Source organism: Priestia iocasae (genome assembly GCF_016909075.1).
In the GTDB taxonomy this organism is placed as follows: domain Bacteria; phylum Bacillota; class Bacilli; order Bacillales; family Bacillaceae_H; genus Priestia; species Priestia iocasae.
In genome coordinates this window covers 285917-299824 of the sequence record NZ_JAFBFC010000001.1, presented here as the reverse complement: position 1 = coordinate 299824, position 13908 = coordinate 285917, and the positions used below count along the sequence as shown (strand labels likewise).

Here is a 13908-nt window from a genome sequence, read left to right as displayed (position 1 = left end):
ACAATACGATACACAACATTCAATAAGCAGAAAAAGTTGAGAGTGATCTAAAGAGCAAAAAAGGCTTTTTAGATGCACCATCTCAACTTCTATCTTTTTTATTTGTTTTACTTTGATAATACATTATGTAGGGCTTCTACTGCTTTTTCGATGGTTGATTGAACCGTTGTAGCTAGTTGCTTGCCAATTGAAGAAAATAAATTAAAGACTTTCCGCTCTTCTAGTACTTTTTGTTTCTCTTGCAAATCAACGATCCTCTTTGCACCTAAGACAGATGCCTCTATCTCGCCTTCCTTCGTTTTAGAAACAGTGAATGCACTCGATAAACTTTGATCTTCATACCCTTTCATTTTCACTAAGCCTTGTTGAGCAGTTTGCATTCCAAGTAAAACCCCAAACAATAAGATTGTCGTAAGTAAGAAACATTGCATCATGAATTTCATTGTTTTTAAACTCCTTCTGCTATTCTACTACTCATCATTATTGCTTTTTTTCTACGGATGCATTCACTTTTTCTACTCCCCAACAATCATTTCTACATATTTCTGTAAAGATAGTTATTGTTTAAAATTTATTTTCGCTCCTAATTCAAACACTACAGCTACATACCTAGGTAAGCTGACGATTGGTGAAAGAGATTTTGTACAATCGTTAGCTTAACTCTCTAATAAATAAAAGCTGAAGCTACAGCTCATTTGTCACACCTCCTACAGAGGAAAAAGTGATTCAATCTTGTGGCTTCAGCGAAGGCAACATCTCCGTAATGATAAACAACATCCCTCAAACTTAACAAAACTAAAGTAAAGGAGCATATCGTTCGATTACCATAACACTACTTCTCTTCATGTTTTCACCCACTCAAAGCTTGTCTACATCATTTATATGTAAAAGCTTAGAACGGTAGAACGGAGATTAATGAGTATAAGCCCCGTAATTATCTTGATCCACTTCATGATGCAAGGCAGCATTAAGACCGCTTGCTACTACATTGGCCATATCTTCAATAAATAGATCTACTTCCTTTGGTGTCACCATTAAATTATGTCCAAGTGGAGCTAATACTTCATGAATTAAACGGCGTTTCTCTTCGTCAGGAAGTGTGCCAATCATCCCTAAGTAAGTTTGGCGATGCTGTTCTTCTGGTAAATCTTCATCGGTTAATACTTTTCTCTCTCCAAATGTCATCCCGGATGGAACAAGTGATCGAGAGGGACGATCTCCCTCTTTCATTTCTCGCCCAAAATGTTTCAAAATAAAATCAATGGTGTCGCTCGTAATTGATACAGCGTCTACTACTGTTGGTATACCAACAGCAATAACAGGAATACCAAGGGTATCTTGACTTAGTTCTTTTCGTTTATTCCCTACACCTGATCCCGGATGAATACCTGTATCAGAAATTTGAATTGTCGCGTTTACACGCTCAATACTGCGTGCAGCAAGGGCATCGATTGCGATAAGAAAATCTGGCTTTGTTTTTTGTACAACTCCAAAAATGATGTCACTCGTTTCAATCCCTGTCACACCCATTACACCAGGAACAAGGCCACTTACAGGACGAAAGCCATCCTGAACGCTTTCTGGCTCTAATTCAAAGAGATGCCTTGTAATCAATAAGTTTTCAATTGCCAATGGGCCGAGCGCATCGGGAGTTACATGGCGGTTTCCTAATCCAACAACTAAACAACTAGCGTCATCCGGTATATTTAAACTTTTAATAAAATAATGTAGCTCTGTTGCAAATACTTCTTCCATCTTTTTCTGAAGCTCTGTATCTTGCTCACGAATTCCAACGGACTCAAGCGTTAGGTATCTTCCTTTTTTCTTTCCAACACTTTTTGCGCCTTCCTCTGTAATTTCAACCGCTGAAACTTTCACACCATCTACTTGCTTTTCTTTTATAATAACTCCTTCAATTTCAGAAGTGTTTTTCGCTTTCTCACGTTCTTCTACAGCCATTTGCCTTGCTTCTACTGCTAAATCCGTTCTTAAACTATACATGCTCAAATCTAATTGCTGATTCATAACATCTGCCTCCCAGTCAAAAAAGAATAGACTTATTTTGACCTGAAAGAGCTGTCTTCATTCACCCTCTTCCTTTATCTAATCGCATACCTTGTTAACTACTGACGAGACCGTTCATAGATGTTGTTTCAATTTATGAAGAGTTGAACTGCTCATCCTGCTCATTCACATAAAATGCTATTGCATTCTGTCTTTTGGTTTGATAGAATATCTTGTGTTCTTATTGTAATGAAATGTCGAGTTCTATATAATCTCGATTGTTAATTTCGGGAGGTGAAACGAATGCCAAATATTAAATCAGCTATCAAACGTGTTAAAACAACTGAAGCTCGTCGCGCTCAAAATATTCAAGTTAAATCTGCTATGCGTACTGCAGTGAAAAACTTCGAAGCATTAGTAGCGAACAATGATTTAGATAACGCAAAAGCTGCATACGCTGTTGCGTCTAAAAAATTAGACAAAGCTGCTCAAAAAGGTCTTATCCACAAAAATGCTGCTAACCGTCAAAAATCTCGCTTAGCGAAAAAGTTAAACGGTTTATCTGCATAATGTGTTAAAAAAAGCGATTCTACTTTTGTAGAATCGCTTTTTTAATGCGCTTGTTTTAAGAAGAATAGCTGTAAAATAAGAGCTTTATCCATTTTTCCCGTTTTCATATCATAGTCAGCTTGTGCAATTTCTTTTAAAATAGAGCGCAACCTCTGCTCTGAAAATGCACGACTTTGTTGAGCTGCTAGCTTCACTCGAAACGGGTGAACTTTTAACGTCTGAGCAATTTGTTGTTGACCATATCCTTGACTTGAGAGTTGTTTCGCATGGTAAATAAGCCGAAATTGACTCGCTAAGATCGAGAGAATTTTAATGGGTTCTTCATTGTTTCTTAATAAGTCTTGATACATATTTAGAGCGTTCGATACATCCCCTTTAATAACAGCCTCGACTAGAGTAAACACATTTTGCTCTAGTGTTTTTGCAACAAGAAGAGAGACAGATTCCTGCGTAAGGTTACCGCCTTCTCCAACGTATAAAATTAATTTATCTAATTCATTTGTGATAAGTGTTAAATTTAATCCAACAAGTTGAATTAAGTGCGTCATTGCTTCTTCTTCCATTTTGATTCCATGAGAAAAGAGATAATCTACAATCCACTCCTTCATCTCCTTTTCACCAAAATTATTCGCTTCGATGCATGTTGTCTGCTTTTTCAAGACTTTTGTAATTTTTTTGCGTTCGTCTAATTTCTCATAAGGAGCAATTATGAGAAGAACCGTAAACGAAGCAGGGTGTTCTATGTATTGAAGTAATTTCTCAACCTGATGTTCGACTTTTCCTTTTGACTTTTGTTTTTCTGCTGTTAAAAAGGACGCGTTATGTGCGACTACCACTCTTTTATCTCCAAAGAAAGGCAATGTTTCTGCATCTTCAATGACTTGCTCAATTGGCGTTTCCTCTAAGTCATACGTAGATAGATTAAAGCTTTTTTCTTCTTCACTTAATGTTTTATTGACAATTTCTTTTCTTGCTTCTTTTATTAAAAAGGAATTAACCCCATACATTAAATACACAGGTTCTATCTTTGCTTTTTTTAGCTCATTTAGACTTTTCATTTCCAACTTTTGTCGCCCCAATCTGGATAAATAGACGATGACCTATACATCTATCATTTATACTCATAATCCTACATCATTTGTTCATAATACAAAAGGGACAACCAACAAAATGTTATCTTTTACAGCTCATATAAAATAGACCATCAGCAAACCTTTTTCTTAAAACAGTTGCATATGATGATCTATTTTGAGAAGGATGACTCAATAAGAGAAACTTCCTCTTATTGAGTCACATCCTTGATTTATGGTAAACACTAGAAAGATAAGCCCCAGGATACTTATTCGCTAGTGATAAATCTGTTATAAGTAGGGTTATTCTTAATAGACTTTTGTTTCATCCTATTTAGGAAGAAACGTTATTTTTATTATCTCTTTTTAAAGTTTGAACTATTTATGACAACTCCTGTCAGCAAAGAAAACGCTTAACATCATATGGATTTTTTTACATACTTCGCTTATACTTAAGTATGAAATAGGAGGGGTAGCAGTGAACGAATTTGAAAAGAGTGTGCAAAGTAAACGTAACGACGCTGTTGATTCTGCAGTAGGTTTTGTTGTTTCTTTTGGCTTTTTCACTACGTTATTTGCAATTGCAACCGTTATTCACTTTTTAGCTCAATGATATCTACATAGGTATCACCTAAAGGCTGCTTTACGCAGTCTTTTTTTGTACATTTGCCTAGTTATAGACTATGGGATAGTGGTTGTAAAGGTTCCATCATTTTTTGAAAATAAATAAGTCACCATTCCATCTTCATCTGTCCGAAAAACCATTGTTTGATACTCATTTAATGTGTGTAGAACATCTGGATGGGGATGGTTATATCGATTGGCTTTGCCAACCGATATAAGGGCTACTTTTGGGTTTAAGTACTGAACAAACTCCTTTGTTGTAGATGTTTTACTTCCATGATGCCCTACCTTCAGAATATCCACCTCTATATTCGGAAACATTTTCATCATCTTTCGCTCTCCTTCTTCTTCCAAATCACCTGTAAAAAGCCAAGTATATCCTCCTAACTTTGTAAGAAGAACAACAGAACCATCATTTTTTGAGCTCTCTTCACCATGTGGAGCTATGACGTAAAACACATTGTCTTCAACTGTCCATTCATCACCCGTTTGTACAACATTTACATGAATGTTATGTTTAATAGCCTCTGTGATGATTTCTTTTTCAACGCCTTCTATCTTTTCTTTTTTCCCAACCATTATTTCATCGACGAAGAGGTGATCGAGTAACGCTAAAGCTCCGCCTGCATGGTCATAATCTCCATGTGTGATAATTAATTTATTAATCCTTCTAATACCACGAGATTTTAAATATGGCACAACGACATCTTCCCCTACTTCAAAAGGTGTCTTTTTCTCTTGCCAAGCTTCTTTTTCAAATGGAACCATTCCACCTGTGTCAATGAGATATACCGCTTTCCTAAACGGTAGTTCAATTAAAATGCTGTCTCCTTGACCAACATCAATCATAGTTACTTTGCCATAAGGATTGAAATGACCAATGAAAGATTGCATGCAAATTAAAAGCATAATCGTCCCGATCGCTCCTACTAAAGGCTTTATTTGCAAACTTTGTTCCATTTTATAAAACAAATAAATAATAGTTCCATATAAACTAAGCAACATATAAACAGATAACGCTCCTAGGGTGAGTTGTAAAACGGAAATCGAAGAAAGAAGTGAAGTACATTCAACACTCATCGCGATTAAAAGTGAAAGAATGCTCTCAAAAATTTCACCAACAAAAGGAAGTAACAATGTGGAAAAAAGAGTTAAAAAGCAAAGGGGCAAAATCAAGATTGAATATAGAGGAACAAAAAGCATATTTAGAGGTAAACTGATTAAAGATATTTCATAAAAATGATAGAGAATAAGAGGAAGAGAACCAAGCTGAGCAATGGTTGAAACGATAAACAATTGCCTAAGAAATGTTTTTTGTTTTTGAATAATAGAGTGGCTGCATAAGATTAAGGAAAAACTAACTGTAAACGAAAGCTGAAAGCCAACCTGAAATACATAGTATGGATTTATTAAAAGCATCAGCATACAGGCCATACTTAACGCATCAATCGGTATCAACCTGTCCTTTAATTTCAAAGAAAGTAAAACGAGCATTGTCATAAAGGAAGCACGTATAACAGAAGGAGCTGCACCTGCAAAAAGTGTATAAATGGGCAATACACACATGATAATCGTTATTGTCCGTTCTCGTGTTAAACCAATCCTAATTAACAAGTAAAAACACACACCTATAAGCAAGCCAACATGTAATCCAGAAATGGCCAATAAATGAATAACCCCTAACTGTTGATATGCTTTCAGCACATTGTTATCCATCTCTTTTCTTTCACCATATATAAGTGCCTGCATAAAAGGAGAGACCGTCTCATCAAACGTGGCATCAATATATTGTATCCCTTGTTGACGAAACGATAGAAGACGGTGCATAAAGCCTATTGATTTCTTCTGACAAGCTGCGTCATCTATACGATTTACTTGTAACATCCAATGAATTTTCTTATGGTGCAAATATTGATGATAATCAAAAGCACGTTCATTTCTCGCGCGTTCTGGAACAACAAGTTTGCCTGTTACAAAACAGTTCATACCCATTTCTAAATCCGCTATTCGTTGCTTTTCACGTTCAGTTGAAAGTGTATAGGTTGCGATAACTTTTTCATTTAAGGTGGAGAATTGAAAGCTGAGGCGATCTCCATTAATAGATGGAGATGAGGCAATAATCCCATGAAATTCAGTTTGATTGTCAGACAGAGCCGTCACATTTCGCTTGTCAAGTTCGCTGTAATAGAAGGTAAAGAGTACACTAGCCCCTATACAATACATAAATACCTTCTTAGAGCAACGCACGTATAAAAAAGCAATATAAACAAAACAAAGAATGACGGTCACTTCATTGCGATATTCGTATGCATATATGCTCAGAATAAAGCTAAGAGCCATATAAACCCAGTTTTTTGTCACACTATCACCTTGTTTCTAAGAGACGTATTCAATTGAAAGAGGAGAAAAAAGAAGCAAAAAAGAGACTCTATTATGTAGAGTAAGCGTCGCTTCGTTTGACACAGATCACAACACCCCCTGCCTTTTGGACCTAACTTCTGCCAACGTATAAGTAAGCAAAGGGTGCTGTGAGTTTCTACTTTAAATATTTTTTAAATAGTCTCTTTTATTTACGAATGGAAAACAGGGAGGAGGCTTGCTCTTGTAAGGAAACTAACTCTTCCCTACTTACTTCTTTTTCTTCTAACATGGAAAGCAAATGCGAAACAAACTCACTTTTTTCTTTACTGTTTATCTCAATAAGTGATTCATCCAACATCACTTCTTCTACTTTTACGTTCGCTTGACTAAATAGTTCAAGAGCATATGGATGATTTTTATAACTATTTGCGTAGTAAACGGTTTTAATCCCTGCTTGAATAATGGCTTTACAGCAATGTAAACAAGGAAAATGCGTGACGTAAATTTCTGCTCCCTCTGTTTTCACACCAAATTTTGCACACTGTAGCAATGCATTCATCTCCGCATGAATCGTTCTCACACAATGTCCATCAATCACATAGCATCCTTCATCTGCACAATGAACACCACCACTAATTGAGCCATTGTAACCTCCAGCAATAATCCGTTTATCTCTTACAATAGTGGCACCTACCGCTAACCTTGTACATGTGCTTCGAAATGCGAGCAAGTGACTCTGAGCCATAAAATATTGATCCCATGCAATTCTCTTCAAAAAACTCCCCTACCTTTGTATTCATATTACTACTAGTGTAGCTTTTAGATGTTTTCATCGTCAACGACTTGCTTCATTCATTTTACCGTGACTTGATCTTTTATCTTTTCAAGTGACTTTTCACCAATCCCAGATACATTCGTTAACTCTTCAATCGATTGAAACAGACCGTTTTCTTCTCTATAAGAAACAATGGCTGCAGCTTTAGAAGGACCTATTCCGGAAAGAGTTTGAAGCTCTTGCTCTGTTGCTGTATTAATGTTAAGTTGATTTCCGCCTTGGTCCTTTGAGGTTTCTGAAGTAGCCGATGCTGGAAACGGTACGAGAGCGTCTTCCCCTTCAACTGGAACATATATGACCATTTCATCTTGAAGCTTCATTGCAAAATTCACTTGTTTTACATCTGCTCCATCTAATACTCCTCCAGCAGAATCAATGGCATCTTTTACACGACTATCTGAAGACAGCTCATAGACGCCTGGACCTTTTACAGCTCCCTTCACATCGACTACGATCATCACAGGCTGAGACACTTGATTTTCTCGAGGAAGTTCTTCAGGCTCGTCTTCTTCACTTATCATACCTTTTATCTCTTCTGCAGATGAAGTAGATGTAGAGGTCGAGTCAGCTTTTACAATAAAAAGATAGGTACTAGCGGCAGCAACAATTACTAGAACCCACACAATATGTTTTTTTACGTATTCCAATGCTGAACATCCTTTCCCGATTAGAACAGAATCATAAATTTATTTGAGGAATCATAAGATTTAGGAGAGAAGGTTTTGAAGGAGGGGATCAAACAGTGAATATAGGGTTTATCGGAACCGGAAACATGGGGAGAATATTGATTGATGCACTTTTAGAGTCAGAGGCAACACATCCTTCAACCATTACAATTACTAACCGTACTTTATCAAAAGCGTTAGCCATCCAAGCAGATCATCCTCTTATTACAGTTGAACACACTGCTGAAGAGGTCGTAAATAAATCAAAAATCATTTTTTTATGTGTAAAGCCGCTAGATATTCACCCCCTTTTAATAAAATTAAAGCCACAACTTACACAAAATCATTGCATCGTATCCATTACAAGTCCAATCTCTGTTGAACAAATGGAAGAGGTTGTCGATTGTCAAGTGGCCAGAATTATTCCAAGTATTACAAATCGAGCGCTTGCTGGCGTGTCATTAACAACTTTTGGGGAAAGCTGTAATCGATATTACCGAAGTTACCTTCAACATTTATTTTCTAAAATTTCAAGACCTATCTCAATAGACCAGGATATTACTCGTGTGTCATCTGATATTGTCAGCTGTGGTCCAGCCTTTTTTAGCTTTTTATTACAGCGATTTATTGATGCTGCTGTTCAAGAAACCAACATCTCTCAAGATGTGGCAACAAAGCTGACTAGTGAAATGGTGATAGGCATGGGAAAACTATTAGAGTCAGAAATTTTCACTTTACCTACTCTACAAGAAAAGGTTTGTGTAAAGGGCGGGGTAACAGGTGAAGGAATTAAAGTATTGGAGAAAGAATTAGGAGATTTATTTGTTCATATTTTCCAAAAAACACACTTGAAATTTGATGAAGACATTGAAAAGGTAACTCATCAATTCAACTTTTAGAGGCTTTGTCAAAGGTGGCAAAACTCGTCACTATTCCCTAGGAGTCACGTCATCCCTTTCCTCATAAATTTAGGCATACCGTTGAATAGGCACAGCAAGGAATGTTGAATAAACATGTCTTAGCTTATTGAGGGATAAGACACTTGCTTTACTTATTCTTTTTTTTATCTTTTTTCCCTTCTTTATCGAATGCATTTTTTCTTTAGAATTTTAAAAGATATTCATTAATAAAAAAAGGCTGAGACAAAAGGGACAAAAAAATATCCCTGTTTGGTTCAGCCTCTTTAAATTATTTATACACGGAAAAGAAAATACGCTCACTATCGTGAACAGGACCTGTTGCTTCAAAGTCAGCTGTAATTCTCATATCACGAAAACCAGCTTCTTTTAGCCATTTTATATACGTTTCTACGGCAAAGGTTTGTTGCTTATGTAGTTCATCAAAGCGTTGATAAGCATCGATTTCCTCATCGTATGCAAAAAATGTTAGCTCATGCTCAACTACGTACTCTTCTGCTGCAAAACAATTCCATATATAAGAAACATCTTCGTCAATATAGGAAAAGGTATTGTCACCAAAAATTGTCGTCATTTTATAAATAGAATGCACATCAAATAGTAGCATTCCTCCTGGCTTTAGATGCTCATACACTTTTTGAAAAGTTTGTTTTACTTCATCGGCTGATTGTAAATAATTTAATGAATCGCAGAAAATCACAACACAGTCAAATTGTGTTCCTAAATCCAATTCCACCATATTCTGTTGAAACAGTGAGAGTGACACGTTTTCAGCTTCAGCTTTTTCTTTTGCGACCATTAACATATCATCCGATAAATCCACACCAACAACATCTAGCCCTTCTTTAGCTAAACGTACAGCTACTTCTCCAGTTCCACAAGCTAAGTCTAATACATATGGGCTTTCTACATTCGCTTTAAACATTTGTTGTTTAAAGTAATGGACCCATTGCTCGTAAGGAACATCAGACATCAATCGATCGTAAACATATGCAAAATGTCCGTAACTCGCACTCATGCTCTCAACTCTTCTTGCAAGTCCACAATTGGAGCATCTCCCCATAGACGCTCTAATTTATAGTAGCCTCTCTCATCTTTATGGAAGACATGAGCAACGACATCACCTAAATCGATTAAAATCCAACGAGCTTCGTCAAAACCTTCCATACGTTTCACATGAATATTATGCTCTTGTGCTTTCTCTTTGATTTCGCGAGCAATCGCTTGTGCTTGCTTATCTGAATTACCATGGCAAATTACAAAGTAGTCTGCTACTAATGAAACACCTTGCATATTAAGTGCTACTAAATCAATCGCTTTTTTATCATCTGCGGCTTTTGCAACTAATGATAACAATTCACGTTCTTGCATCTATTTACCTCCTAAAACTAAACTGTTGTACGTCATCATCGTATCTGGATACACAGCTTGATTTTTCTTTAATAAGAAAACAATGGTATTCTTTAATGACTGAATAAGTGCAGAGTCTAAATCATTTTTCGCTAACTCTCTCACGTCTTCCACACCTGGAAAGTGCCTACCCGGCTCAATATAATCAGCTACATAAATAATCTTTTCTAATAATGTCATATTAGGCCTACCAGATGTATGGTATTTAATAGCATTTAACACTTCTTCATCTGTTATCCCAACTTCTTCTCGAACTAAATATGTGCCTACTGGTGCATGCCAAAGCTCTGTATTATAAAGCAGTAAAGCTGGATCCATTTTTTGAGTCACAATGATTTGTTTCATCTCTTCTTTTGGTCGAAACTTAGCGTAATCATGAAAAATGGCTGCAAGCTCTGCTTTTTTAGGATCTCCCCCATAGCGACTCGCTAACTCAATCGCTGTTTCCATTACGCCAATTGTATGTGTATACCGATGATCAGTGAGTTGTTGCTTCACAATTTGAAGCGCTTTATCTCGATTCATATAACCCATTCTCCTCAATGTACGCTTTAATCTCATTTGGAACCAAGTATTGAATGGAATGTCCTTGATTGACTCGTTCGCGAATAAGTGAGGATGATATGTCTACTTGTGGTACCTCCACAAATTCGACAGGATAAGAGGATCTAAGCTCATAACCTGGTCTTTTTACACCTACAAATGTAACTAAATGAACTAACTCTTCAATTCGGTGCCATTTTGGTAAATATTCCACCATATCTCCACCTACAACAAAGTAAAAATGAACATCCGGATATAATTCTTTTAAAAGACGGATTGTGTCAAATGTATATGACGTTCCTTTTCGGTCAAACTCGATGTCTTGTACCGAGAAATGCTCTTGTCCTTTAATGGCAAGCTCTAGCATACGCAAACGATGTTCCGGATTCACTTCATCACTTACTTCTTTATGAGGGGGTGTGTAAGATGGCATAAACCAGCATTCATCTAAATTAAGAGTATAAAACACTTCATTTGCAATAATTAGATGACCAAGGTGAGGGGGATTAAATGTACCCCCTAGAATGGCTATTCTCTTCAAAGATCCTCCGCTCCTTCTTTAATTAAGGTAATACGATGGTTTTATTTTCACGTGATTCTTTATAAAGTACAATTGTATTACCAATTACTTGAACAAGTTCTGCTCGCGCACCTTTGCTTAGTTGCTCAGCTACTGTGTCGCGATCATCCTCACAGTTTTGTAATACACTCACTTTCATTAATTCACGTGCTTCAAGAGCGTCACTAATTTGCTTGATCATATTTTCATTCACGCTACCTTTACCCACTTGAAAAATCGGGTTTAAATGATGTGCTTTTGAACGTAAAAAACGTTTTTGTTTTCCAGTTAACATCGAATTCCTCCATTAATTTGTTACATTTTCTTGTTGTCTAATTTCGCAAGCTAGCTTGCTATCCTTTTTTCAAGGAATCTCTAACGATGGCTTCCATCGCTTGTTGATTTGGGAACATGCCTGTCCATTTCTCAAAAGCTAGTGCTCCTTGAAGAACAAACATTCCAATTCCGTTATGTGTTTGAGCTCCTTTTGCTTTTGCAGAAGCTAATAATTTTGTTTCGAAAGGATTATAGATAATGTCGCTAACCAATGCCCCTGGCTTTAATAAGTCAAGGTTAAGAGGCGTTTCCTCTATGTTGGGCGACATCCCGACTGATGTTGTGTTAATAACAACATCAAATCTTTCTAACTGCTCCTCCGCTTCTTGTACTGATAAAGCGAAAGAGGGGACATGAGTTGGACAATGCTTAATAAGCAGTTCTGCTTTTTCAACTGTTCGATTACAAATACTAATCTCTACAGGCTTTTGAGAATGGACAGCAAGCGTATAAAAGATGGCTTTAGCTGCTCCACCAGCTCCGATGATCAATATTCGCTTGTTTTCCAACGAATCATTTTCTAAGGCTTGGACGAGTGAAGCAACATATCCTTGACCATCTGTGTTATAACCAATATAGCGGCCATTATCGTTAACAACGGTGTTAACAGCCCCAATTGCTTGTGCAAGTGAATCCACCTCGTCTAGCAAGGGCATGATGTCTACCTTGTACGGAATTGTCACATTAAAACCTGAAACCCCTAACGCTTTTAGCCCTTCTACTGCTTTTGAAAATTGATTAGGTTCAATATGAAAAGCATGGTAATAACTGTTTATCTTCAATCGCTGAAACGCATCATTGTGCATGATAGGTGACAACGAATGACCAACAGGATATCCAACTAAGCCATATAGTTTACTCAAAACGTTTCCCCTCTTTTATCACTTGTTTTAAAACTTTTTTAGTCATCGTTTAAATCAATGACTCTCGAATAAATACTCCTACACCTTTAGGTGCATGAGCCACAATTTTCGCTCCTGGTTCATTTAACGTTACCCAGCCTAAACCTGAAAAGACGATATCTGTTTTTGCATGCTTAATTGCAAATTCATGAGCTACCAATTCTGGAAATTCATCAAGTTGATTTTTACGAGGAGGTTGCAAAAGTTCTCCTACTTGATTTCTATACAATTCATCTGCTTTTTCAAGCTTTGTACGATGAATGTTAATTTCATTTGAGATATAACAAGTGAATGATCTTCTTCCGCCACTGATGTAATCCAAACGAGCTAAACCGCCAAAATAAAGAGTTTGCTCTTCATTTAGCTGATAAATCTTCGGTTTAATTTCTTTCTTTGGCGAAATCAATTTTAAATCTCTCTTATCAACGTAATGAGCCATTTGATGGTGATTAATAATTCCCGGTGTGTCGTATAAGGATGCACCATTGTCTAATGGGATGTCAATCATATCTAACGTTGTTCCTGGATATTGAGATGTCGTAATAACATCTTTCTCGCCGCTAACCTCTTTAATGATTGCATTAATAAAAGTGGATTTCCCCACATTTGTACAGCCTACTACATACACATCTTTTCCAAAACGATAATGTTCAATTGCCTCAGCGATTTCTTTGATACCTTGTCCTTTGTGTGCGCTCATTAAGAATACATCCATCGGTTTTAATCCAAGATCTTTTGCTGATTTTTTCATCCAATTAATTACTTTGCTATGCTTAACGGATTTAGGCAATAAGTCTGCTTTATTTCCAACTAGTAGCACATTATTATGCCCTACAAAACGATGTAAGCCTGGTAACCAACTGCCGTTGAAGTCAAAGATGTCAACCACTTTGACAATAAGTCCGTCTGTTTGTCCAATACCATTTAAGATTTTTAAGAAGTCATCATCTGTTAGAGAAACATCTTGAATCTCATTATAATGCTTCACTCGAAAACAACGTTGACAAATCACCACTTCTTTTTCAAGCGCTGACTTTGGAGTATATCCAATTTCATTAGGGTTCTCAGTTTGCAGTACAACTCCGCACCCCATACAGTGTAAATCTTTTTCA

General features: G+C 36.7%; 16 protein-coding genes. 3 read left to right on the top strand and 13 right to left on the bottom strand.

The window, feature by feature from the left end:
* Positions 1-107 precede the first annotated feature (107 nt).
* Together JOC83_RS01450 and gpr are read right to left on the bottom strand one after the other, a co-directional pair.
* Positions 108-443, bottom strand: a complete 336-nt coding sequence (locus JOC83_RS01450; protein WP_205182794.1) for a YqxA family protein — start codon at positions 441-443, stop codon at positions 108-110.
* Positions 444-912: 469 nt separating this feature from the next.
* Entirely contained in the window at positions 913-2025 is a 1113-nt protein-coding gene (gpr, locus tag JOC83_RS01445; RefSeq protein WP_205182792.1) for a GPR endopeptidase, read from the bottom strand.
* 282 nt (positions 2026-2307) lie between these two features.
* On the opposite strand from gpr, the gene rpsT reads away from it, so the two are divergent.
* Positions 2308-2574, top strand: a complete 267-nt coding sequence (rpsT, locus tag JOC83_RS01440) for a 30S ribosomal protein S20 (protein WP_110111402.1) — start codon at positions 2308-2310, stop codon at positions 2572-2574.
* A gap of 41 nt (positions 2575-2615) precedes the next feature.
* Here the strand turns inward: rpsT and holA are convergent, their stop codons facing one another.
* On the bottom strand, positions 2616-3632 hold the full coding sequence (gene holA, locus JOC83_RS01435; RefSeq protein ID WP_205184722.1) for a DNA polymerase III subunit delta: 1017 nt from the start codon (positions 3630-3632) through the stop codon (positions 2616-2618).
* 490 nt (positions 3633-4122) lie between these two features.
* Here holA and JOC83_RS01430 point away from each other — a divergent pair, with 490 nt between their 5' ends.
* A complete protein-coding gene (locus JOC83_RS01430; RefSeq protein WP_205182790.1) occupies positions 4123-4257 on the top strand; it encodes a YqzM family protein in 135 nt (44 codons plus the stop codon).
* A 68-nt stretch (positions 4258-4325) separates the two neighbouring features.
* Here JOC83_RS01430 and JOC83_RS01425 read toward each other — a convergent pair whose 3' ends face one another.
* The 3 genes from JOC83_RS01425 to JOC83_RS01415 form a co-directional block, all read right to left on the bottom strand.
* Complete coding sequence (locus JOC83_RS01425) at positions 4326-6629, bottom strand: DNA internalization-related competence protein ComEC/Rec2 (RefSeq protein ID WP_205182788.1); 2304 nt, start codon at positions 6627-6629, stop codon at positions 4326-4328.
* Between the two features lie 205 nt (positions 6630-6834).
* The gene (locus tag JOC83_RS01420; RefSeq protein ID WP_205182786.1) at positions 6835-7404 is read right to left on the bottom strand and encodes a ComE operon protein 2; all 570 of its coding nucleotides are present in this window, start codon (positions 7402-7404) and stop codon (positions 6835-6837) included.
* Between the two features lie 77 nt (positions 7405-7481).
* Positions 7482-8111, bottom strand: a complete 630-nt coding sequence (locus JOC83_RS01415; RefSeq protein ID WP_205182784.1) for a helix-hairpin-helix domain-containing protein — start codon at positions 8109-8111, stop codon at positions 7482-7484.
* A gap of 95 nt (positions 8112-8206) precedes the next feature.
* On the opposite strand from JOC83_RS01415, the gene comER reads away from it, so the two are divergent.
* A complete protein-coding gene (gene comER, locus JOC83_RS01410; RefSeq protein WP_205182782.1) occupies positions 8207-9028 on the top strand; it encodes a late competence protein ComER in 822 nt (273 codons plus the stop codon).
* 289 nt (positions 9029-9317) lie between these two features.
* Here the strand turns inward: comER and JOC83_RS01405 are convergent, their stop codons facing one another.
* Genes JOC83_RS01405 through yqeH form a run of 7 tightly spaced genes read right to left on the bottom strand, consistent with a single transcriptional unit; the run spans position 9318 to position 13889 of the window.
* The gene (locus tag JOC83_RS01405) at positions 9318-10064 is read right to left on the bottom strand and encodes a class I SAM-dependent DNA methyltransferase (RefSeq protein WP_205182780.1); all 747 of its coding nucleotides are present in this window, start codon (positions 10062-10064) and stop codon (positions 9318-9320) included.
* On the bottom strand, positions 10061-10417 hold the full coding sequence (rsfS, locus tag JOC83_RS01400) for a ribosome silencing factor (protein ID WP_205182779.1): 357 nt from the start codon (positions 10415-10417) through the stop codon (positions 10061-10063). The genes JOC83_RS01405 and rsfS overlap by 4 nt, the downstream gene beginning before the upstream one ends.
* On the bottom strand, positions 10418-10981 hold the full coding sequence (yqeK, locus tag JOC83_RS01395; RefSeq protein ID WP_205182778.1) for a bis(5'-nucleosyl)-tetraphosphatase (symmetrical) YqeK: 564 nt from the start codon (positions 10979-10981) through the stop codon (positions 10418-10420).
* On the bottom strand, positions 10968-11540 hold the full coding sequence (locus JOC83_RS01390) for a nicotinate-nucleotide adenylyltransferase (protein ID WP_205182777.1): 573 nt from the start codon (positions 11538-11540) through the stop codon (positions 10968-10970). Before JOC83_RS01390 ends, yqeK begins: the two co-directional genes overlap by 14 nt.
* A 22-nt stretch (positions 11541-11562) precedes the next feature.
* A complete protein-coding gene (yhbY, locus tag JOC83_RS01385) occupies positions 11563-11853 on the bottom strand; it encodes a ribosome assembly RNA-binding protein YhbY (RefSeq protein WP_205182776.1) in 291 nt (96 codons plus the stop codon).
* Positions 11854-11911: 58 nt separating this feature from the next.
* On the bottom strand, positions 11912-12757 hold the full coding sequence (gene aroE, locus JOC83_RS01380; protein ID WP_205182775.1) for a shikimate dehydrogenase: 846 nt from the start codon (positions 12755-12757) through the stop codon (positions 11912-11914).
* A gap of 49 nt (positions 12758-12806) precedes the next feature.
* Positions 12807-13889: a ribosome biogenesis GTPase YqeH gene (yqeH, locus tag JOC83_RS01375; protein WP_239583328.1), complete on the bottom strand. Its 1083-nt coding sequence runs from the start codon at positions 13887-13889 to the stop codon at positions 12807-12809.
* Positions 13890-13908 lie beyond the last annotated feature (19 nt).